The 22,768-nt window shown below is 35.6% G+C and carries 23 protein-coding genes; 13 read left to right on the top strand and 10 right to left on the bottom strand.

Translation table 11 applies throughout. The annotated features are described in order from the left end of the window. The first annotated feature begins 72 nt into the window (after window positions 1–72). The 3 genes from C1631_RS16735 to C1631_RS16745 are packed head-to-tail and all read left to right on the top strand — an operon-like array spanning window position 73 to window position 2,623. Window positions 73–615 carry an acyltransferase gene (locus tag C1631_RS16735; RefSeq protein ID WP_103247449.1) on the top strand — a complete coding sequence of 181 codons (543 nt, stop codon included), beginning with the start codon at window positions 73–75 and terminating at the stop codon, window positions 613–615. 8 nt (window positions 616–623) lie between these two features. After that, complete coding sequence (locus C1631_RS16740) at window positions 624–1,463, top strand: glycosyltransferase family 2 protein (protein ID WP_103247448.1); 840 nt, start codon at window positions 624–626, stop codon at window positions 1,461–1,463. Further along, window positions 1,463–2,623, top strand: a complete 1,161-nt coding sequence (locus C1631_RS16745; protein WP_109713478.1) for a glycosyltransferase — start codon at window positions 1,463–1,465, stop codon at window positions 2,621–2,623. The genes C1631_RS16740 and C1631_RS16745 overlap by 1 nt, the downstream gene beginning before the upstream one ends. Here C1631_RS16745 and C1631_RS16750 read toward each other — a convergent pair whose 3' ends face one another. From C1631_RS16750 to C1631_RS16760, 3 genes are read right to left on the bottom strand one after another with little or no spacing between them, the layout of a single operon-like run. Beyond that, window positions 2,624–3,382 carry an SDR family NAD(P)-dependent oxidoreductase gene (locus C1631_RS16750; RefSeq protein ID WP_109713480.1) on the bottom strand — a complete coding sequence of 253 codons (759 nt, stop codon included), beginning with the start codon at window positions 3,380–3,382 and terminating at the stop codon, window positions 2,624–2,626. Further along, on the bottom strand, window positions 3,382–3,615 hold the full coding sequence (locus C1631_RS16755; protein WP_103247445.1) for a phosphopantetheine-binding protein: 234 nt from the start codon (window positions 3,613–3,615) through the stop codon (window positions 3,382–3,384). The genes C1631_RS16750 and C1631_RS16755 overlap by 1 nt, the downstream gene beginning before the upstream one ends. A gap of 23 nt (window positions 3,616–3,638) precedes the next feature. Beyond that, window positions 3,639–4,613 carry a 3-oxoacyl-ACP synthase III family protein gene (locus C1631_RS16760; RefSeq protein WP_103247444.1) on the bottom strand — a complete coding sequence of 325 codons (975 nt, stop codon included), beginning with the start codon at window positions 4,611–4,613 and terminating at the stop codon, window positions 3,639–3,641. A 39-nt stretch (window positions 4,614–4,652) separates the two neighbouring features. Between C1631_RS16760 and C1631_RS16765 the strand changes: the two genes are divergently transcribed. The 7 genes from C1631_RS16765 (at window position 4,653) to C1631_RS16795 (ending at window position 10,686) form a co-directional block, all read left to right on the top strand. Beyond that, a complete protein-coding gene (locus C1631_RS16765) occupies window positions 4,653–5,216 on the top strand; it encodes an acyltransferase (RefSeq protein ID WP_109713482.1) in 564 nt (187 codons plus the stop codon). Continuing rightward, window positions 5,217–6,368, top strand: coding sequence for a glycosyltransferase (locus C1631_RS16770; protein ID WP_103249709.1), 1,152 nt, complete (start codon window positions 5,217–5,219; stop codon window positions 6,366–6,368). 12 nt (window positions 6,369–6,380) lie between these two features. Next, a complete protein-coding gene (locus C1631_RS16775) occupies window positions 6,381–6,935 on the top strand; it encodes a serine O-acetyltransferase (RefSeq protein ID WP_103249708.1) in 555 nt (184 codons plus the stop codon). A gap of 333 nt (window positions 6,936–7,268) precedes the next feature. Next, window positions 7,269–7,937 carry a carbonic anhydrase gene (locus tag C1631_RS16780; RefSeq protein ID WP_109713484.1) on the top strand — a complete coding sequence of 223 codons (669 nt, stop codon included), beginning with the start codon at window positions 7,269–7,271 and terminating at the stop codon, window positions 7,935–7,937. A 20-nt stretch (window positions 7,938–7,957) separates the two neighbouring features. Beyond that, entirely contained in the window at window positions 7,958–8,257 is a 300-nt protein-coding gene (locus tag C1631_RS16785) for a hypothetical protein (protein ID WP_103248820.1), read from the top strand. Window positions 8,258–8,405: 148 nt separating this feature from the next. Then, window positions 8,406–9,998 (top strand): SulP family inorganic anion transporter, encoded by a 1,593-nt coding sequence (locus C1631_RS16790; protein WP_103248821.1) that lies wholly within the window; start codon window positions 8,406–8,408, stop codon window positions 9,996–9,998. Between the two features lie 52 nt (window positions 9,999–10,050). Continuing rightward, a complete protein-coding gene (locus tag C1631_RS16795; RefSeq protein ID WP_103248822.1) occupies window positions 10,051–10,686 on the top strand; it encodes a carbonic anhydrase family protein in 636 nt (211 codons plus the stop codon). Window positions 10,687–10,853: 167 nt separating this feature from the next. On the opposite strand, the gene pth is transcribed toward C1631_RS16795, so the two are convergent. The 7 genes from pth to mfd form a co-directional block, all read right to left on the bottom strand. Further along, on the bottom strand, window positions 10,854–11,417 hold the full coding sequence (pth, locus tag C1631_RS16800) for an aminoacyl-tRNA hydrolase (RefSeq protein WP_103248823.1): 564 nt from the start codon (window positions 11,415–11,417) through the stop codon (window positions 10,854–10,856). Between the two features lie 85 nt (window positions 11,418–11,502). Then, window positions 11,503–12,438 carry a hypothetical protein gene (locus tag C1631_RS16805; protein ID WP_103248824.1) on the bottom strand — a complete coding sequence of 312 codons (936 nt, stop codon included), beginning with the start codon at window positions 12,436–12,438 and terminating at the stop codon, window positions 11,503–11,505. A gap of 96 nt (window positions 12,439–12,534) precedes the next feature. Then, window positions 12,535–13,416: a hypothetical protein gene (locus tag C1631_RS16810; protein ID WP_109713486.1), complete on the bottom strand. Its 882-nt coding sequence runs from the start codon at window positions 13,414–13,416 to the stop codon at window positions 12,535–12,537. Window positions 13,417–13,575: 159 nt separating this feature from the next. After that, a complete protein-coding gene (locus C1631_RS16815) occupies window positions 13,576–14,307 on the bottom strand; it encodes a hypothetical protein (protein WP_103249876.1) in 732 nt (243 codons plus the stop codon). 9 nt (window positions 14,308–14,316) lie between these two features. Next, window positions 14,317–15,132, bottom strand: a complete 816-nt coding sequence (locus C1631_RS16820; RefSeq protein WP_109713488.1) for a hypothetical protein — start codon at window positions 15,130–15,132, stop codon at window positions 14,317–14,319. Between the two features lie 7 nt (window positions 15,133–15,139). Beyond that, window positions 15,140–15,937, bottom strand: a complete 798-nt coding sequence (locus C1631_RS16825) for a hypothetical protein (RefSeq protein ID WP_228441293.1) — start codon at window positions 15,935–15,937, stop codon at window positions 15,140–15,142. A 390-nt stretch (window positions 15,938–16,327) separates the two neighbouring features. Beyond that, window positions 16,328–19,696 (bottom strand): transcription-repair coupling factor, encoded by a 3,369-nt coding sequence (gene mfd / locus C1631_RS16830; protein WP_109713492.1) that lies wholly within the window; start codon window positions 19,694–19,696, stop codon window positions 16,328–16,330. A gap of 254 nt (window positions 19,697–19,950) precedes the next feature. Here mfd and C1631_RS16835 point away from each other — a divergent pair, with 254 nt between their 5' ends. The 3 genes from C1631_RS16835 to C1631_RS16850 all read left to right on the top strand — a co-directional run bounded on the left by C1631_RS16835 (window position 19,951) and on the right by C1631_RS16850 (window position 22,706). Next, the gene (locus C1631_RS16835) at window positions 19,951–20,343 is read left to right on the top strand and encodes a hypothetical protein (RefSeq protein ID WP_103248792.1); all 393 of its coding nucleotides are present in this window, start codon (window positions 19,951–19,953) and stop codon (window positions 20,341–20,343) included. Window positions 20,344–20,518: 175 nt separating this feature from the next. Then, a complete protein-coding gene (locus C1631_RS16840) occupies window positions 20,519–20,824 on the top strand; it encodes a hypothetical protein (protein ID WP_103248791.1) in 306 nt (101 codons plus the stop codon). Window positions 20,825–21,206: 382 nt separating this feature from the next. Then, window positions 21,207–22,706, top strand: coding sequence for a GH3 auxin-responsive promoter family protein (locus C1631_RS16850; protein WP_109713496.1), 1,500 nt, complete (start codon window positions 21,207–21,209; stop codon window positions 22,704–22,706). The last annotated feature ends 62 nt before the right edge of the window (window positions 22,707–22,768 follow it).

Below are 22,768 nucleotides of genomic sequence, written 5' to 3' on the forward strand. Positions count from 1 at the left end.
GTAAAGATTTTTTTTTTCATTTATCTAAAACAGATTATATTTGTCTAACTCAAATGAAAAAAAAGTTAGCCTATGCTTTACAGTTTTCTCGAAAAGATTCAAAGAAAAAAGCAGCTCTCTCTGCTCAAAAAACATCCTAATATTACTTCTCAAAATATAAGATTGGGAGTAGGAACTCATTTTATCTTTCATCAAAACCTGAAAAAAGTAAGTATAGGGACATCAGCCGACTTTAGGAACTATGTTTCGATCGTAGTTTTAGAAAATGCATCATTAGAAATAGGAACTGATTTTTTTATGAATAATTTCTGTTCAATTAATTGCCTGGACCATATATCAATCGGTAACAATACATTGTTTGGTGAAAATGTAAAGCTTTATGATCACAACCATGTATATGAAACCTCCCCTGAATTTAAAGTATACCCTTCAAAATTTACGAAGGCTCCCATCAAAATAGGAAATAACTGCTGGCTGGGAAGCAACGTAACGGTACTGAAAGGGGTAACAATCGGCGATAATTGTATTATTGGTGCTGGATGCACCATTTATCAGGATGTTCTCCCTAACACACAGGTAATTAACAAACAAGAATTAATACTCAATACACTTTAAACCCAGGCATGAAATTTTCCGTACTCATTGCTCATTATAACAATTCTGCGCTATTCAGGGATTGTTATGATTCCCTACTTCTACAAACCTATAAAAACTGGGAAGCTGTTATTCTGGATGACGCCTCTTCAAAAGAGGAAAAAGAACAAATAAAAGCGATTATCGCAGGAGACAATAGGTTTAAATTTTTTGAGAATGAAAAAAATTCTGGCGTAGGGGTTACCAAAAGTAAACTTATTGAGCTGGCTACAGGGGAAATATGCGGTTTTGTAGATCCGGATGATGCTATTCTTCCAACAGCTATTGAATCTGCAATGAATGTTTTTCAACAGAAGAAAAATGTAGTCCTTTCCTATTCACGGTTTATGGCTTGTGATAAAAATCTTAAACCGCTGGCTCCTTTTAAATCTGCGATGCAGGTAAGAAACAACGATCCCTATTTTTTCAATTATCCGATACAGATCAGCCATTTCGTAAATTTCAGAAAAGAGGTGTATGAGCAAACTGCAAAAATGAACACTTCACTTAAAATTTCAGAAGATCAGGATCTCTATTTAAAATTGTATGAAAAAGGGGATGTCTATTTTATTGATGAAACCAATTATCTGTACAGAACACATGCCGGAGGAATTTCCCAAAATGATAACAAAGGAAAATCTTATGAATATTTTGCTCAGGTAGTGTTTAATACCATGAAGAGAAGAAACCTGAAAAGCATCAACGGTAAAAAAGTTCCGGAAACCTACACCGATCAAAAGGAAATTTTTGCACTTCTTGAATATCAAAACAAACCTTTACATAGGATAAAGAAAAAAATCTTCATTACTTTACAAAAACTTTTCAGATAATGTCAGAAAATAAGAAAATAAAGGTTCTGTTCAGACACCGCTCTATGGAAATGGGAGGTGTTGAGAAAGTGATATTAAGTATGCTCAACAATCTGAATCCTGAAAAATTTGACATTACAGTATACCTCAATCTCAATCAGGGGGAACTTAGGAATGAATTTCCAAAACATGTACAAAAAATATACATGACTGAAGGGAAAGAAGGCTTTTCTAAAAATCCACTTATTCATAAGCTCCAGCTTATCCGCAGAAGAATAAAACTCTCCCGCGCGATGAAAGATCAAAAATTTTCTGATCGCATATTGGGAAATAAAAAATTTGATATAGAGATAGCTCCTACTTATACCACATTTTCATCAGTTATTAATTCCAGTAATAAGGCATCAAAAAAGATAGGATGGTTTCACTCAGAAATCAATATCCCGGCAATGAAGCCTTTAGTTCCGGACATTTTGCATAACTTTCCTCAATTCGACCATATGATCTATTGCTCTCAAAAAATAAAGGATCTTATGCACCAATGCTATCCGGATTTACAATATCCGTCGGAAAGTGTTGTGATCAATGCTATTCCCATTGAGGAAATAAAGAAAAAAGCAGAAGAAAAAATAGAACCCCTTCCTCAAGGTCCTGTTTTTGTCTCTGTAGGTCGTCTTCACAGCAGAAAGGGCTACCATAAACTGATAGATGCTCATAAAAAGCTTATTGACGAGGGATTTAAGCATAGCATTATGGTCATTGGGAGTGGCGAAGAAATGAAAAATCTTACCGACCAGATTCAAACCAATAATGTTCAGGATAGCTTTATTTTAACAGGTAACAGGATGAACCCCTATCCTTACATCAAAAATGCGGATTATTTTATACTTCCTTCCGAGTCTGAAGCATGGCCTTTGGTGATTGCTGAAGCTCTCATCCTGCAAAAACCAATTATCGCTACAGATACCGGTGACGTAGGCATTATGATCAAAGACAGAGAAACAGGTTACCTCATCAAGTATGACACGAATGAGATGTATGAAGCAATGAAAACATTCCTGACCGATACTGAACTCACTTCCAGGATCAAAAAGAACCTTGAAACGATCGAAAGTCAGTTTGACAATCAGAAAATTTTCAATGCCGTAGAAGGTATTATTGAGGATCTTTATCAGGGATAATTACTGAGCAGAATATCCTCCATCTACTACGAGATTGGAGCCGGTGATCCAACCTGCAGCATCAGAAAGAAGAAAGATACAGGCATTTGCTACATCCTCGGGTTTTCCGATTCCCATAGGGTGTTTTTTAAGGATTTCTTCAGCAGCTTCTTCTCCAATACTTTCAAACATTTTCTCTAAGATCGGAGTATCAACCATTGCCGGGCTGATACTGTTGACCCGTACATTACTTCTTGAAAGCTCCATAGCCATAGAACGAGCACCGGAAATAAGGGCTCCTTTACTCGATGAATATGCTGTTTTTCCTATTTCCCCTACCATTCCTGCTACAGAAGAGACAAACACAAAACTAGAAGTTTCGGTTTTATATTTTTTAAGGGATATGATCTTTGCAATCTCAAATCCTGCGATGACATTCACGGCAAAAATATCCTGATATAGTTGTACGGTATGTTTTTTTAAGGGAAGCGTTTTTTCAACTCCGGCGCAGTGGATGAATCCTGAAATTTTTCCCATTACAGAAACCTTGTCCGCAATCAATTCTTCAAGATTATGGCATCCTGTAATATCTGCAATAATAGTTTCAACTCTAACATCCGGGACAAGCATGGATATCGTTTTTGCCATTTCTTTTTCATTCCTGCCCATCAAAATCAGGTTGGCTCCAGCCTTACTGCATTCTACAGAACAGCTTCTCCCGATCCCGGAAGAAGCCCCTGTAATAAGAATAGTTTTATCTTTTAGTGAAAACTGATTCATTAATCTTCAAAGTTTTCATTACCGATCACTTTCATAAGATCTGAAACGGTTTCTACATCTTTAAAATCTTTTGTATCCACTGTTTTCTCAAAGTTTTCATCAACAAATGCAATGATTGAAAGCAAACTGATAGAATCATAACTTTCTAATTCTTTCAGATTGGTATCCACCGTAAGCGCTTGTTCTTCTTCTAATTCTTCTTGCAATTTTTCTAAAAAAACGGATGTCTTCATATATTTTTTATTTATGATATTCTTTAAATCTCCAATATGGTTGCGCCCCAGGAATACCCCACTCCAAAGCCCGCCAATAAAACCTTGTCTCCTTCCTTCAGCATTCCTTTATCTATCATATTTTTTAAGGCTATAGGAATCGTTGCTGAAACGGTGTTTCCGGTTTTTTCCATATCAATATAGAACTTTTCTGCCGGTATTTTTATTTTTTTTCTCAAATAGTTCAGCATAAAGGAATTCGCCTGATGAAAAACAAAATGATCTATATTTTCCATTGTCAGTTCATTTGTTTCCAGCGTTTCCTTTACCAGCCCCGGAATATTTTCGATGGTAAAATTAAAAATTTCAGGTCCGTTCATATAAAGATCATCTGCATTAAATTCATGATCAGAATTCAATTGAAAGTCAGTTCTGAAAGCTCCTTTTTTAACAATAAGATTTTCAGCTCCACTTCCATCCGTTCCCAAACAGAATTTATAATCTCTTTTATTATCCGCTTTTTCAACGATGACAGATGCAGATGCATCCCCGAATATACTACGATTTCCTTTATCCTTAGGATTAAGGTGCTTGGTATATGTTTCTGAAGTAACCAATAAAATACTTTGGGCAATTCCTGCAGCTATTAAACCTTTTGCAAATGCCAGGCCGTACACAAATCCGGAACAGCCCAGATTAAAATCCATGGCCCCTATATTCTTTCTTAAACCCAATTTATCCTGTAGAATACAAGCCGTAGTTGGCAGGAAATAATCAGGACTTTGTGTACAAAAAAGAATGAAATCAATTTTATTTTTATCATAACCTTCAAAAAGCTTTTCTGAAGATCGTATCGCCAGATCCAGAACCGTTTCATTTTCAGCAGAAACATGACGTTGAGTAATCCCTACCTTTTCTTTAATTCTGTTAGAACTCCATTCAGGAAATTCTTTTTCCAGATCCTCATTAGTAAGAACTGACTGAGGCAAATAATATGCTATTTTAGAAATTTTTATCATAGAAATTCTTTTCTTTGTAGGAAAAACAAATTTAGAATAATGATATTGCTATACCGTATCATATTGAAAATTCATACGACCTATCAATATTTCATCCAGCAAATTTACCTTAAAATTTGTATTGCAAAAGGATTAAAAGTAGGAAAAAATGTTCGTTTTGTAGAAGTTCCCGAATTTGGAACCGAACCTTTTTTGATTGAAATTGGGGATGAAACTACATTTTCAAATAATGTAAGACTCATCAACCATGATGGAGGATATAATGCCTTACATTTTTTTGAAAAATATAAGGATGTAAGAGCATTCGGTAGAATAAAAATTGGAAAACAATGTTTAATTGGTGCAGACTGTATCATTATGCTGGGTGTACAAATGGGAGACAACTGTGTTCTGGGAGCCGGCTCAATTTTAACTTCGTCCATGCCCAATGGAACGGTATATGCCGGGGTTCCCGCAAAATACATATGTACCATTGAAGAATATGGTGATAAAGCGTTAAAAAACAACAGCATATACCCCAGAGAATTGGAACTTGACCGGGCAAAACTGGAAGATTATATTAAAAAGAATCTTCCATATACCTATAAACCCATTAAAAAATAAATGACTGAAAAAAAGAAAATCCTTATCAGAATCGGTTCCCTACGACATGGAGGTGCAGAAAAAGTTTTAATTAATTTTCTGAAAAACCTGCCGGAAGACAAATACGAAGTTGATTTGCTTATTAACCTTTATACCGGCATGTACATTCAGGAAGTACCATCATGGGTCAATTTATATTACCTGATCAAAGGTGAAATGATCACCACCAACAAGCCTCATGAAATTCCCGTAAAGGCTTTCAGAGTTCTTTATCAGAAAATGTTTCTGAAGTTCCCTTCACTTCTTTACCGATTTGTACTAAAGAATAAAAAATACGATGTAGAAATTGCAGCAATCCATGGGATGTACAGAGAGCTCTTATCCAGTCCGCAGAAAGAGTCAAAAAAGATTATCTGGATTCAGAATGATATTTTTAATCTAAAAGAATATACTCCGGATATCATCAGGAAGTTTTTCAAATTTGACAGGATTCTTGTTATTTCCAACAAACTTAAAGAAGAGATGCAAAAGCTGGCAATAAATGACAAAGAAAAACAATCAGTTGTCAAAATCTTCAATCCTATCGATAAAGAAGATACCTTGCAAAAAGCCAATGCAGACATCAATGATTATCCTTTCTCTAAAGACCTTCCTACATTTATCACTATAGGTACTGTATATCCTCAAAAAGGATACGACAGACTTCTGGACGTTCATAAAAAACTGATTGATGAAGGGCTGAAACACCAGATCATCATCATCGGTGACGGCTTTGATTTTGACACCATTCAATCCAAACTGAATCAGCTTGGGCTACAGAGTACCGTTAAGATGTTAGGTTTCAGAAGCAATCCTTATCCTTATCTGAAAAAATCAGATTTTTATGTCATGTCTTCCAGGCATGAAGGTTTCCCAACGATTATTGCAGAAGCACTTATTCTGAATAAACCTATTGTTTCTACTGATGTTTCCGGAATCAAAGATCTCCTTCAGGATGGGAAACTGGGGATAATCACTCCCAATTCCGAAGACGGAATCTATGAAGGGATGAAAAAATTACTCACTGAAAAGGAGTTATCCAAACATTATGAAAAAGAAATAGCCCATACAGATCTTCCATTTGTCTTACAAAAATCAGTAACCTATCTTCAGGAAATTATTGACGAAGTATAAATATATTTTGTTATGTCAGATTACACAGCAATACAAAAAGATTTTTATAGAGAAAGCGGCAAGTGGCTTTCTACATTTGGGATTTGGGCAAAGTGCATCAACCCCAACCTTCATTATATTTATGTTCTGAGAAAAGCACAGACCTACAAAAAAAAATCGATTCCAGGTATATTTTGGAGAATTGCATTAAGACACTATCAGATCAAATATGGTTTTCAGATTTATCCTGAGACAGAGATCGGGGAAGGTTTCTATCTTGGACACTGGGGTGCATTGGTCATTAATCCGAAAGCAAAAATCGGAAAAAACTGTAATATTGCACAAGGTGTTACCATAGGGCAACAAAACCGTGGAAAAAATGAAGGGTTTCCGGTCATTGGTGATGAAGTATGGATTGGTCCCAATGCTGTTATTGTAGGAAATATCCACATCGGGGACAATGTTCTTATTGCTCCCAATTCTTATGTCAATTTCGATGTGCCAGCTGATTCGGTAGTGATGGGAAATCCTGGAAAGATTACCCCGGCAATCAATGCAACAAAGGGTTATATCAATAATAAAATATAATATTTCAAAAAAACCGGCCGGTTCCTTAAAGGAGTTTTTTATTTAAAAATTAAGAATATTTTAATTTTCAAATGGCAAAGTTTAATTTTTACTTTGTAATTTTATCTTAGTTTTTAAACGTTGGGATTATTGAATGGATAATCATCATGCTAAAAACAAAGTATATCACAATATTACATATGATTTTAAGCATATTTTAATATTAAACTTTGTTAAAGGTGATTGATTCTTCAGCAAAAAGTATATTTTTGCATGATTATTGATTTGATCTATTGATTTTAAAAATAATTTAAACGAAACAAATAATTATAAACCTTTTAAAAATTTAAAATTATGTCACAATCGTACGAAGTTATTTTTGAAAACAATAGAAAATGGGTAGAATCCAAAATATCAGAAGATCCGAATTTCTTCCACGAGCTGGCAAAAACTCAACATCCTGATTATCTGTATATCGGATGCTCAGACAGCAGAGCAACAGCGGAAGAATTGATGGGGGCAAAACCCGGAGAGGTTTTTGTTCACAGAAACATTGCTAATGTTGTCAATACTTTAGATATGAGCTCCACAGCAGTAATCCAATATGCTGTAGAACATCTTAAAGTAAAACACATTGTAGTATGTGGGCATTATAACTGCGGGGGTGTAAAAGCAGCGATGACCCCTCAGGATCTTGGATTATTAAATCCATGGTTGAGAAATATTCGTGATGTTTACAGACTGCATCAGATCGAGCTTGATTCTATTGAAGATGAAAGCAAGCGTTATGACAGACTTGTGGAACTTAATGTTCAGGAACAGTGTATTAACGTTATCAAAATGGCATGTGTACAGGAAAGATATATTTTAGAAGAACAACCTATTGTACACGGCTGGGTATTTGACCTTAGAACGGGTAAGATCATCGATTTGGAGATTGATTTTGAGAAAATCTTGAAAGACATTCAGAAAATCTACAATCTTACAGGTTCTGATTGGGTCATGAACAAAAAGACTAAATAGTCTTGTAAAAAGAATGTAAAATGAAATTCTGGAGTATTATTGTATTAACGTTTTTTCTGAATTTTACAGCGCTGCCAAGCATTGCTGCGGTAGCAGGCTGGGATATTCTGAGAACGAATATAATAGTCAATGAAGAAGAGCCACATTCTCATCCATCCTCATTAATTGTGTATGAAAAGACGCTTCCAAAACCTTTGGATGTCTTTGATTATCTGAAGTTTTCAGAACCTGACCCTCAGGGTGTGTCTTTTGTACCGCTGGATGATTCTTTTCATCTGGCTCCCTTACTTACTATATTTTCTCCGCCTCCGGAAGCTTAATTTTAAAGTATAATTAGATTTTTTTATAGTTATTCCTGTCTTTTTTAGGCAGTGGATATCATGTGCGTGCTTTAAAATTAAATTTCCAATCTTTTATAATTGATGATTTAGAGATAAATCGATCGGTTATAATATTCTCAAAAATATCATGAAAAAAACATCATTTTTAGGAGGAATCAAGGAGAATTTCCCTTCTGGACTCGTTGTATTCTTAGTAGCACTCCCTCTGTGTTTAGGGATTGCTCTGGCATCCGGCGCACCACCGTTATCCGGGGTTATAGCAGGGATTGTAGGAGGACTTGTTGTTGGATTTCTTAGTAATTCCAACATCTCCGTTTCAGGGCCCGCTGCAGGCCTTACGGCGATTGTTCTTACCGCAATCACTGATCTTGGAGCATTTGAACTGTTCCTTTGCGCTGGTATCATTGCAGGGCTCATTCAATTGGTTTTAGGATTCATAAGAGCAGGAAGTATTTCAAATTATTTTCCCAATAACGTTATTGAGGGAATGCTTGCCGCTATCGGTATTATTATTATTTTAAAACAAATTCCTCATGCGCTTGGATATGACAAAGATCACGAAGGCCATGAAAGTCTTTTCGATAATGGGATCAATTTCAATTACTTCAATGAACTGATTAACGATATTCACGCAGGAGCAATCATCATAACGCTGGTATCTGTTGCCATTCTTATTGCATGGGATAAAGTATCGGTTTTAAAAAGAATGAAAATGCTTCCGGGGGCTTTAGTGGCAGTTGTTGCCGGAATATTAATCAATGAACTGTTCAAAATGTCCGGAAGTTCTTTGGCTATTGCGAAGGAACATTTGGTACTATTACCTGTTCCAAAAACACTGGATGACTTTAAGAATCTGATCACTATGCCTGATTTCGCAGGATTTACGAATCCTAAAGTATGGATCGTAGGAGCAACTATTGCCATTGTAGCTTCTATTGAAACTTTACTTTGTATTGAAGCATCGGATAGATTAGACAAACAAAGAAGGATCACAGACACTAACCTTGAACTGAAAGCACAAGGAATAGGAAACCTGATAAGCTCTTTCATCGGAGGGCTTCCAATGACTTCTGTGGTGGTAAGAAGTTCTGCTAATGCCAATGCCGGAGCTACATCTAAATCATCAGCAATGATCCATGGTGTATTATTACTGGTATGTGTACTTACCATACCTTTCATCCTCAATCTCATTCCACTTGCCACTCTTGCTGCCGTATTAATTTTAGTAGGGTATAAACTGGCAAAGCCGGCTACTTTCAAGCACTTCTGGCATCTTGGAAAATTCCAGTTTGTTCCATTCGTTGCAACGGTTGTAGCCGTGGTAGCAACAGATTTGCTAAAAGGAGTGGGAATTGGTCTTGCCATCTCTATTTTCTATATCCTTCAGGGAAATATGAAAAGAGCGTATTATTTAAGCAGAGAAAAACTGGATGATGCAGATGGAATCAAGATCAAACTGGCTGAGGAAGTTTCATTTTTAAATAAAGCCGCTATTAAAAAAACGCTTAAAAATATCAAACCTAATTCTACTGTAACTATTGATGCGAGAGATACCTCATACATTGCTACAGATGTTCTGGAGATGATTCAGGATTTTGCCAATATACGGGCAAAAGAAGAAGATATCAATGTAGAGCTTTTAGGCTTCAAAACTTCATACAGAGATTATGAAAGAAGCGAAGACTCTCACATATTAATTACTCACAAAAGAGCTATGTAAGCTCATTTATTATCAATTATTTTTTAACTTTAAATTCAAACAATACAATTATATGAAAGCACATACATACGAAACTCAATCAACAATTACTCCTGAAAAAGCATTAGAATTTTTAAAGGAAGGTAACCAAAGGTTTGTCAACAATCTTAAAGCAAACAGAGATCTTCTGGAGCAGGTAAATGCTACCCGTGAAGGACAGTGGCCTTTTGCTGTAGTTTTAAGTTGCATAGACAGCCGTACTTCTGCAGAGCTAATTTTTGATCAGGGGCTGGGAGATGTGTTCAGTATCAGAATTGCCGGTAATTTTGTTAATCAGGACATTCTTGGTTCAATGGAATTCGGTTGTAATGTTGCAGGTTCTAAACTGATCGTAGTTCTGGGCCATACGAAATGCGGAGCATTAAAAGGAGGTCTTGATGCAGCACAGATTGAAGGAATGGGAATGGATAACCTAAACCACCTGATCAATCATTTTAGCCCAATCATCGATGAAGTGATTGAAGAAAATGAAGAGCGCTCGTCAAAAAACAGTGCACTATTGGAAAGACTTAATCAGCAGAACGTAAAAAATGCAATTGAGGATATCCGTAAACAAAGCTCTACTCTTAAAAATCTTGAAGCAGAGGGTAAAATTAAAATTGTTGGAGCCAATTATGATGTTGAAACCGGTGCCGTAACCTGGTTATAAGATTATTAAATTATCCATATTTCAGCTAGCTAGTACAAAAAATAATATAAAACAGAGCTTTGCTCTGGTCAAATTGATTGGAAATCAAATTTTAAAGCACAACAACAAGGCCATCGGAAATCCGATGGCCTTTATTTTTATCGCAATTGGGTTTTGTAATAGTATTCCTACTTTCCGTTAAATGCTGACATGGTATTATTGATACCAGCAAAAACAAAAGAAAGACTCGCTTTGGAAAAGGTTTCAATTCTTTCAGAGAGTGTTTTTGCTTCTTCTTCACTCCAGGTTCCTAATACGTAATCAACCTGACGGCCGGCTGCAAAATCAGCAGATATCCCGAAACGAAGCCTCGCATAATTTTGAGTCTGCAATACTTCATTAATATTTTTTAGCCCGTTATGACCTGCATCGGAACCTTTCCCCTTCATTCTTAATGTTCCAAAAGGAAGTGCAAGATCATCCGTCACAATCAGTACATTTTCTAAAGGGATATTTTCTTTCTGCATCCAGTATCTTACAGCATTTCCTGAAAGATTCATATAGGTATCCGGTTTAAGGACGAAAACTTTTCTGCCCTTGTGTTTACCTTCTGCCATCCAGCCAAAGTTTGCGGTATTGAATGATACATCCATGGATTCCGCAATTTTCTCTGCTACTTTAAAACCTATATTGTGTCGGGTATTTTCGTATTCTGCGCCTTTGTTTCCCAGGCCAACTATTAAATATTTCATCAGAAATTTTTTGCAAAATTAAGAGATAAAAAATAAAAAACTCAATCTTCGGAAGATTGAGTTTAAATATTCTTAAAAAAGGATTTTACTGAGGTTTATAAATATAATTAACACCATATCCTTTTGTCATGTAGGTTTGAGGATCATAAACATAGTTTGTACTCTTTACAATCGGAGTTGGAATAGGTGGCGAAAGATCTGTCACCGACCATCTCTTAGGGTTGTTTGGAGAAAGAATAAGACTTTCTTTATCATTAATTACCGTAGACAATAATCTTGAAAGCTTGTAAGCATGAGGCAATAACGTGAATGGACTTATCTGATCATCATAAGCATAATACTCATAGCTATATTTTGTGGTTGGCGCACCAAACACATCTCCGGCTCCTAAAGGTCCATAATGTCTTACTACTTTAGAGACATTATCCCCTACGTAGGTATATCGTGTTTTTGAATATGCTGTAAAAGCAAAAGTTGTTCCTGCTGCATCAGGACCATTTCTCATAATGATAGAATCTAATTTTGCTGTACTGTTATTATAGTACACATTATATAAAGTCTTTTCTTTTCTTAGCAAAGTCTGTGGTCCCGGTGTTGTTGCCGGTGGAACAGGTGGTGGTCTTCTAAAAATAGAACGATTTTCAGAAATCTTATCTATTTTATTATTAGGTCCGTACGTGAACAATTGAGTATATGATACACTGTCCTTATCTAGTTTTCCGTTTCCATCAAGATCCAGGAAACCATTGAAGTTAATTTGGCTGATTTTATCACCACTGTACATAATGTCTGTAACCGATGCACTATCTGTAATTACTTTATTAACCAGAAGCCCACTATAAAAGTATTCGGCTATGGTATCTTTATCTGTAATTTCTCTATATAATGCTCTGGGACCAGATAAACCTCCTGTGTTATTCAGATCCAGCAAAGGATTTCCTTCCTCATCTAATAAGCTTTTGCAGGAGTGTATTGAGGAAAAGCCTGCTATTAATAAAATAAAATAGAAAATTTGTTTCATTTCCTGATAATTGATTATTTTTTGACAAATATAATTTTTTTATATTAAAATTATATGATTATTTATATTCTAAGTAATATCGTGGCTACAGTCTTCCTAAAAATTTTTGTAGGTATACGCCACTTTCTGATTTTTCTCAACCGTTGGGTATCCCTGATTGTCATAACTATAACTTTGGGCAGTATTAACCGAAGGTTTTAATGGAATTTCAATATACATTGAAGTTGGATTATTCGGAGATGCCTTATAGAAATGAGCCGGATCTATTAAACTTCGGACGATGGAATACGTTTTGGGAAGAGTAGAAAACGGGCTTTTGTGATTATCATAGTTTTGAAAGCTATATTTGGACTGAGTTGCTGTACCCATATTCGGATTTCCATTGATATCCAGTATTCCTTTTGAACAGATCGTCTGGAAAATATTTTCTCCGTTATAGGTAAAGGCATATTCAATAAATTTATTGTATGCACTGATTCCTCCTTCTTTTCTTTTCTCCAGAATTTTAGATAATTTGCCTGAAGTGACATCATAAGTAAAAGTATAATCACTTAAATATGAGAGTCCGGCATTCGGATTTGTAGCAATACAGGTTGCATTGTAAATTTGCCCTTTGCTATCCGGAGTGATATCAAAAACATATTTAAAACTTGTAGATGAGGAACTTACAAAGCTTATCGTCTTAATGTCTTTCTTTTTATTATCAGCTCCTATGGTATAGGTTAAAGTTGCGGTATAGCTGGCACCGGAAGCAGATGTTTCATCTTTAAAAATTGCCTGATCCAATATTCCTGCGGTGCTTACATATTCTTCCTGGGAAACATTGTTTACAGAAACCTTTTCTAAAATTTTTGGAGGGGGAACCCCCGGATCCGGATTAGGAATTGATTCCGTAGGATCTGCAGTAGTATTACATGAAGCCAGCATACCAAAAATAGCAATACCGGCAAATAGTTTAAGAAAATAGTTTTTCGCCATAGAAAATTAGTTTTAACATCTTCAAATATAATTCAATTTTCGATAAAACCGATTAATTTTTGCAGACAAATTCACAATAAATAAAGATAATAAACAAAAAAAATCTAAAAACATAACGTTTTTAGATTCTTAATTATTGTTTATTATGAAAATTAAAAATTAATAAGGTTGTAATACAGAAGTTGTCAAAACGGATTGAGACATGTCATTACTAAGGAATGTACCATCAACCGCTCTTCCTATTCCCAATATATTATTACTGATCGTTCTTTTTATACAGGCAACTTTTACAACATACTTGTTTTTAGGAGTAAGATTAGCAAGGGTAGCATTAAGATTAAAAATTTTATACGCTCCTTTTTCACCCAGCAAAACATCTGTTCTTACTGCTTTCAGTGCATCATCCACAAAAACCCCGCACGCAAAACTTGACGCATCTGTTTCCGTTTTCTGAACAGTAGTCTGAAAAGAAAATGTCACCTTATTGTTGCTGTTTGTCACAGAAAAAGTATCTGAATTCCCGGGTAGTACACTCCAACCATTAATAGAATCCCCATCATTGTAAGGAACGGGGCTACCATTTCCTGTAAATGAAACTCCGGTCTGATCTGCTGTCGTATTGATTGAAAACAAAGACATACTCCCTTGTCCGTCTGCAATTTTAATACTTTTCCAATCGTTGGCCTGCATTTCTGAGTTGTTATGAAAAATTTCTCCTGCATTTCCCGCCGATCCTTTCAATAAATCTGTTCCTCCAGTTCTTATCTCTTTTCTTACATTTAAATCACCGTTTACGTCTAGTGTATTGACAGGATTTGCCGTATTAATTCCGATTTGAGCGTTTACCCATCCGATCATCAGTAAGAATGGAGTAAAAAATATTTTTTTCATAATTGTTTTTTAGTTTATTATCGGATTAAATACTTGCGGAACTTCATAAACATCCACTTTTAAAGAGGATTGTGCAATAAAGTTGTTAATATTGGTACTCGTATTTTTTCCAATAGCCAGCTTTTTAGAAGTATCGCCATATGATGCAAGTCTCGAACATGCTACACTTACTGTATGGTCTCCTTTGGAAAGGTTGGCTACAATTCCGATTTGGTTGTGAGTAAGGAAAGGATACTGAGAATTAATTGCCTTTAAATTCCTTTGTCTCATATTAATCAGCTTATTATCGACAAAAATACCACAGGTATAGTCTATAGAAGTATCTGGGGAACCATTACCCGCAAAATTTGCCTGTACAACAGTTTCAAACTGAAAATAAGCCTTACTCTCAGTACTAAACACACTGATTGTTTGAGAAAGACCATCAATTTTTTTAAATCCTTTCAATGTACTGATATCTGCCCCTTTGGTAAAGGTAGCTCCTTTAGAAGTGGTCATAACAGGTTCTTCAGAAGTTAAAAACTCAATCCCGTTTTTATCTGAGAAGGAGTTATTGAATATCAGATAAAACTTGTTTGGTTCATATTCGGGAATACGAAGTGTTTTCCAAATAGGGGCATAGCCTTCACCCTGAGAAACAAGAAGTTGATCATTTTTCCCTTCTGAAAGTGTATTATCCGTGGTATTCGATACCATTATTTTCTTTCTTAAATTCGCATCACCATTTACATCAAGTTTTGCTTTTGGAGAATCTGTATTAATGCCTATCTGAGCAGACAACATCAATCCTGAAAAAAGGAATAAAGTTGATATTATATTTTTCATCACTTGATTAATTGGATTTATAGGTTACGTATTCAATAACGTCTATCTTCATCGTAGATTCCAGCGTAAATGCATTAGAAGCACCATTGGAACCTGCAACATCACGACCTATTGCAAACTGAGAGTTTAAATTTGAAGTCGTAATTTTTCTACATGCAAACTCAAGTTTCTGTATTCCAACCGGAACATTAAGTTCTGTGTAATTAAGGGTAAAAATATAATCCTGAAGACCTCCTTTTTCAGAGTTATTATTTGAAGCTATTCTGTCAGGTCGCACTGCCACCAGTTTCCCATTTCGGAAAACACCGCAGGCAAACCGTATGTTTTCAGATGTTGTCGCTGTAGGAGCTTTCATTTCAACGCCCGTCTGAAACTGATACGTTAATCTGTTTTTTCCGTTTTTTATGGTAAAAGTAGTTTCAAGCCCAGTAATTTTCGCCCATTTTCCCTTTGTTATATCGGTAATATCATCTTCCACATTATTCTTGTTTACATTATCACCTGCTACACCATTTGAAAGGCTTGCAATACCAATCTGATCTGATGACAAATACGAATTGATCAGCTTATACTGCCCTTCTTCTATAAAAGGAACATTCAATGATTTCCAGACAGGAGCTTTACCTTCTCCCTGAGAAACCAGAACCTGACCGTTCAGACCCGCACTTCCGGCCTGAGTTGAGGTTCCTCCTACTCTAAGTTCTTTTCTTAAGGTGGTTTTTCCATTGATATCGAGTGTAGACTTTGGCTTAGCAGTCCCGATTCCCACCTGTGCGTTGGCGTAGAATGATAAAAATCCAGCCATGCAAAATATAATTTTTTTCATAATAAGGACTGCAAATGTACAAATTAGAAATCGAAAAAATTCCAGTTATACATCATAAACCCATAGAAATAAACACATTACGGCATAGAATTAATCACACGAAAAAGTAGAATTATTACTACATGACTCAAATTTTGAAATTAATCTGGAATGAAAAACAACTTCAAACCCTTTCTGTACAGTCAATTGCCAGCTATTTTTAATCATTAAAAGGTGATTTTCACACTGTTAAAACAGCATTAACTCTCTTAGTATTGAATATTTTAAAAAGAAAAACTGATATTAATCACAAAAAAACATATAAAAACTTAAGTTTTTATATGTTTTTTGAATGTATTGAAAATATCTACCTGATACTACATTTATAACCTAATTATGTTCAATTATTGTTTTTAACAATATGTTGACTTCGTCTACATTTTTTACCCTTTCCTTTCTCATCATAAGTTGGTTTCCTTCCTTACCGGATTTCTCTTTAAGCTGCGCTTCTGCAGGATTTTTTGTCAAATAGCTGATGATATGTCTGAATCGGTCTGTTTGATAAAATTTATCTTGTGGGTTGCCCGGGAAATATCCCAGAAACACCCCATTTTTCATCACAATTTTTTCAAAACCAATATCTGCTGCCAGCCATTTTAAAGAAACACTTTTTAAGAGATTCACAGCTTCTTTTGGCAAGGCACCAAAACGGTCAATCAACTCAAGCTCAAACTGATGAAGATCATTTTCATTGTCAATTTCAGCAATTTTCTGATACAATAACAGCCTTTCTTCGGTATTGGAAATATAGAAATCCGGCAACATTAACTCTAAGTCGGTGTCTATATTGACATCCTTTACTGACTTGAATAATTTTTGTCTGTCTTCTTCATTTTCAAATAAGCTTTCAAAATCAGCATCATCTTTCAGCTCTTCCAAAGCTTCCTGCATTAGTTTCTGATAGGTCTCAAAACCCATTTCATTGATAAATCCACTTTGTTCTGCCCCCAGCAAATCACCGGCACCACGAATCTCAAGATCTTTCATCGCAATCTGGAAACCACTACCTAAATCTGAAAACTGCTCAATAGCCTCCAGACGCTTCCTGGCATCGGAGGTCATCATATCATAAGGAGGTGTAATCAGGTAACAAAATGCTTTTCTGTTGCTTCGTCCCACCCTTCCTCTCATCTGGTGAAGATCGGCCATTCCGAATCTCTGGGCATCATTAATAAAGATGGTATTCGCATTAGGTACATCTACCCCACTTTCAACAATGGTTGTAGACACGAGAACATCATACTTACCCTCCATAAAGTCAAGGACATTCTTTTCCAATTGTTTACCTTCCATCTGACCATGACCGGTAATAACTCTGGCGTCCGGCACTAATCTCTGGATAAGTCCGGCAATATCTTTAAGGTTTTCAATTCTGTTATTGATAAAATAGACCTGCCCGTCTCTCTGAAGTTCATACGACACAGCATCACGAAGTACTTCTTCATTAAAATCAATTAATTGGGTATCTACAGGTTGCCTGTTGGGCGGGGGAGTTTTTATTACAGATAAATCTCTCGCTGCCATTAGTGAAAATTGTAATGTTCTCGGGATTGGTGTTGCTGTAAGGGTAAGCGTATCGACATTACTTTTAAGAGTCTTCAATTTATCTTTCACTGATACTCCAAATTTGTGTTCCTCATCAATAATTAATAAACCAAGATCCTTAAATTTCACAGAACTACTGGCCAACTGATGGGTTCCTATAATAATATCTACTTTACCATTTTTAAGAGCTTCTAATGTTTCAGATTTCTGCTTTGCTGTTCTGAATCGGTTTACATAGGCGACATTTACCGGAAAGTCTTTTAGCCTTTCTTTAAAACTTCTGTAATGCTGAAATGCCAGGATAGTTGTCGGAACCAATATAGCAACCTGTTTACCATCTGTTGCTGCCTTAAAAGCTGCACGAATAGCAACTTCGGTCTTCCCAAAACCTACATCACCACACACCAGTCGATCCATCACTGTATCAGCCTCCATGTCTTTTTTTACGTCGACTGTAGCTTTTTCCTGATCCGGAGTATCTTCATAGATAAAGCTTGCTTCCAGCTCATTTTGCAGGTAAGAATCCGGGGTGTAGGCAAATCCTTTTGCAGTCTTTCTTTGAGCATATAATTTAATAAGGTCAAAAGCAATCTGTTTTACTTTTGCTTTTGTTTTTTGTTTTAGAGATTTCCAGGTAGGAGATCCAAGTTTACTCAATACAATTTCTCTGCCGTCAGGACCATTGTATTTTGAAATCTTATGTAATGAATGAATACTCACATATAATAAATCACCATTCTTATAAGTCAACTTAAAACATTCCTGAATTTTACCGTCGTTGTTCACTTTTACCAGCCCCATAAACTTTCCGATCCCATGATCAATATGTGCAATATAATCTCCGATTTTCAAAGACATCAGGTCTTTCAATGTCAGTTGTTCTGATTTGGCAAAAGTATTTTTCGCTTTATACCTTTGATATCGATCGAAGATCTGGTGATCAGTATACACCAACAGCCTATGTCCATTGTCTACAAATCCTTCATGCAACTCCGATTTGAAACTTTTAAAAGGAAGCTCATGTTCCAGTTCTTCAAAGATAGATTCAAGTCTTTCTTTTTGTTTTTCTGTTGAAAAAGAAATCCATGTATCGAATCCTTTATTTTGCTTTTCTTCAATATCTTCAATCAGAAGCTCAAAGTTTTTATGGAAAGAAGGTTGTGGAAGCTGTTCCATTTTAACCTCGGTGAATTCCTTTAATCCCTCAATAACAGTATTACCAAAATCAACGGTCTTAAACTTTTTATAATCAAATAAGAACTCCTGATCTGAAATGAAAAGTTCCTGAGGAGTTCTGTGCGCAATATCTTTACTTAATGTATCATATTTTTCCAGGGACTTCTCATAGAATGTCCTGATCTTCTGCATGCCAATCATTCCATTCTTCGAAACGACGTAGCTTTCTTTAGGTAGTAACTGAAGTAATGAGACCCGGCTTCCTGTTACTGAAAAATTCATATTTGAAACCAGCTGAAAATCCTTTACTTTATCTACAGAAAGTTGTGTTTCTATATCAAATGTTTTGATACTCTCAACCTCATTCCCAAAAAAAGTAATTCTATAAGGCTTTTCATAAGAATAAGAGAATACATCTACAATTCCTCCCCTCACAGAAAATTCTCCAGGCTCTGAAACGAAATCGGATTGTTGAAAATGATAATGGTTCAACAGCTCATCCACAAAATCGAAATCCAACTGATCACCTACCTTAATATGATGGGAAATAGCCTTAAAGTCTTCCTTTTTTAATACTTTTTCAGATAAAGCTCCCGCATAGGCCACAATCACTTTTGGAGATCTTCCGGAATTGATTTTATTCAAAACCTCAGTTCTTAAAACCAAATTGGCATTCTGGGTTTTTTCAACCTGATAAGGCTCAAGATGAGTCGCCGGAAAATACTGTACTTTTTCTTTTCCAAGCAAATCTTCCATTTCAGTATTGGCATACAAGGCATCCTCCTTATCGTCTACCAGATAAAGAATATTTTTCTTTTGAACTAAAAAAAGTTCAGCTACAAAAACAGAAATTGAAGATCCCGCACTTCCTTTTACAGTAATATGCTGATCATTTTCTAACTGGGTAAAAATTTCTTTCCCGAATTCCTTTTGCATCAGATCCGGAAGAAACTTTTCGTTGATGGATTTTAACTGCATAAATAGTAATTGTAAAAACGACAAAAGCGATTTCGGGAGTTTTCCGAAACCGTTATAATATCATAACAAAGGTAAGGATATTTTTCTCTTTGAATGAGTGACAGAATGTTTCAAATGTAAAAATAAAGAACTTAGTCCGCTAAAATCTTAATTTTTTGCTAAATTATTTAATAACTCGTTAAAAAATCACTAATATTTCCACATGGCATGGTGTTTGGGACTTTATTCCTACCAAACAATTAAAGTATAGTATTATGAAAAAAGCAATTAGAATCTTAGGACTGTTTATGCTGATTGTTGCAGCTGTATCATTCTCATCGTGCAGTAAGGATGATGATCCTACAAACAACGACTTTTTTGCAGGAACCTACAAAGGAAAAGTTTCTTACAATGATGGTGGATCTACGAATATCAGTACCGATAATGGAAGTGTATTTGTAACCAAGATTGCGAGCGGAACCAAGTATAACTTTTCATTTTCAAACAGCATTCCCGATCTCAACGGAATTGAGTTTGAGAACAAAGGAGACAACACTCTTGTCATGGTAGGATCTACGGCAACCTCTTATATCAGAATTGACAACAATGAATTAAAAATCCTTTATCTGAAAGATGGCAAAACATGGACTGCCAATTGTACTCGTTAAGATTTAATTAAAATTATATAACAAAGCCTGTTTTCTTTAAAACAGGCTTCTTTATTATCAAAAATTGCTTTAATTTTTTTTTAAGCTCTGATAAACTTTAGTTAAGTTCAAAAATACCAGTTTTCTAGCCTGCTTTTTGTATATCTTTATTCAACAAAAACAAACAGTATTTCCTATGAAAAAATTATTATCTGCAATGTCATTAATCTTAGGACTAGGACTTGCCACTGCTCAGCAGACTGCTCCCGCTACAAGTACTACAACTCATCAAACTGTAAAAACTGTAAAAGCAACAAAACCTACTGAGGTAAAAGCCGCAAAACCGGCAGAAGTAAAAACAGCGAAGCCAGCTCCAACGGCAAAACCCGCTCAGCCTGTAGCAAAAATGAAAAAGGACGGTACTCCGGACAAAAGATATAAAGAAAACAAGCACTTAAAAAAAGACGGTACTCCTGATAAAAGATACAAGGAGAACAAATAAGCATAACTTAACATATAGTTGTTATTTTCATAATCAAATTTCGATAAACCGATGGATTCATTCATCGGTTTTTTTTATGCTCTACAAGGTCACTGATCCTGTTTAGCTTTACTATTGGATTGTTTTTGTAAAACCATCATAACATTCCTCTTTCTTTTTAATCTTTTTTAAACCGTGATAAAATTCCGATGATAAAACAATCAATGCCGCAAAAAAAAAGCAACATTGACAGAAAACAAAGCGCCAGTACAATAGGAATACTTAAAATTTTTGTTGCTTTCACAACCAAAATCTCTGCAACCCATGAAATTTTCATCGGTTTTTTTATGTCTGGCTATGTAAAAATGATTACAAATTCTTTACTTATTTATAAATTTGGAGCATGTTAAACTTCTTCAAGAAAAATGCAGCACTTATCTGGGCAAAAAAACATGTTCGGAAAACGGAGGTATTCAAGAAAAACGCAGAGAAAAATCAGGAGGAATTGTTAATCTCTCTTGTACATACTGCTCAAAAAACACTTTTTGGACGCGAGCATGATTTTGCAAATATTCATTCTGTTAAAGAGTTCCAGGAAAGGGTTCCTGTTGCAGACTATGAAGACCTTAAACCTTATATTGAAAGAGTAAAAAAAGGACAGGCCAATATTCTCTGGACAGAGACTCCGGAGTACTTTGCCAAAACCTCAGGTACTACTTCAGGGTCTAAATACATCCCGATTTCCAAACAAGCAATGCCTTTTCAGATTGCCGGCGCACAAAGTGCTCTTTTTCATTATATCAGCAAAAAAAACAGTGCTGACTTTGTCAACGGAAAGATGATTTTTCTGCAAGGAAGCCCTGAACTGGAGGAAGTTTTCGGAATAAAAACCGGCAGATTATCCGGCATTGTAGCTCATCATATTCCAGGTTATCTTCAAAAAAACCGCTTGCCAAGCTGGGAAACCAATATTATGGAAGACTGGGAAGATAAGGTAGATAAGATTATTGAAGAAACCGAACATGAAAACATGACCCTTATCTCAGGGATCCCGCCATGGTTAATCATGTATTTTGAAAAACTGGTTGAAAAACATGGAAAAAAGATCAAGCAATTGTTTCCTAATCTACAACTTATTGTCACCGGAGGGGTAAATTACGAACCTTACCGGGATAAAATGGAGGATCTTCTGGGAGGTACAGTAGATATTATTCAGACCTTTCCGGCTTCCGAAGGATTTTTTGCCTTCCAGGATGACTATACAAAAGAAGGATTGTTACTGCTTACCAATCATGGAATTTTCTACGAATTCACTCCTTTGGAAGAATATGGGAAACCTAATGCCAGAAGGTTGACCTTAAAAGACATTGAACTGAATAAAGATTACGCTTTAATCCTTACCACCAATTCAGGTTTATGGGCTTATTCTATAGGAGATGTGGTTCGATTTATCGACAAGGCTCCATATCGGGTTTTAGTGAGTGGCAGAACAAAACATTACACTTCCGCATTTGGAGAGCATGTTATTGCTTTTGAAGTTGAAGAAGCGCTGAAAGCAACTCTTGAAAAACATGCAGCTCAAATTACAGAGTTCCACCTCGCCCCACAAGTAAACCCAAAAGAAGGACTCCCTTATCATGAGTGGTTGATCGAATTTGAAAAAGAACCGGAGGATATAGAACGATTCAGAAGTGAACTGGATCTGCAACTCAGATCCCGCAATACTTATTATGAAGATCTGATTTCAGGAAATATTCTGCAAAAACTGAAAATCACGAAACTCAAAAAGAATGCCTTTCATGAATATGCCAAATCTCAGGGAAAATTGGGTGGCCAAAATAAGACTCCAAGATTAGCAAACGATAGAAATGTTGCAAATTTGTTAGAAATTTACAAACTTTAAAGATATTTTTTGAATTCCAAAAACATATTTTCAAAAAAAATTATAAATTTGAAAAACTAAAA

The organism is Chryseobacterium phosphatilyticum (assembly GCF_002899825.2).
Lineage (GTDB): Bacteria > Bacteroidota > Bacteroidia > Flavobacteriales > Weeksellaceae > Chryseobacterium > Chryseobacterium phosphatilyticum.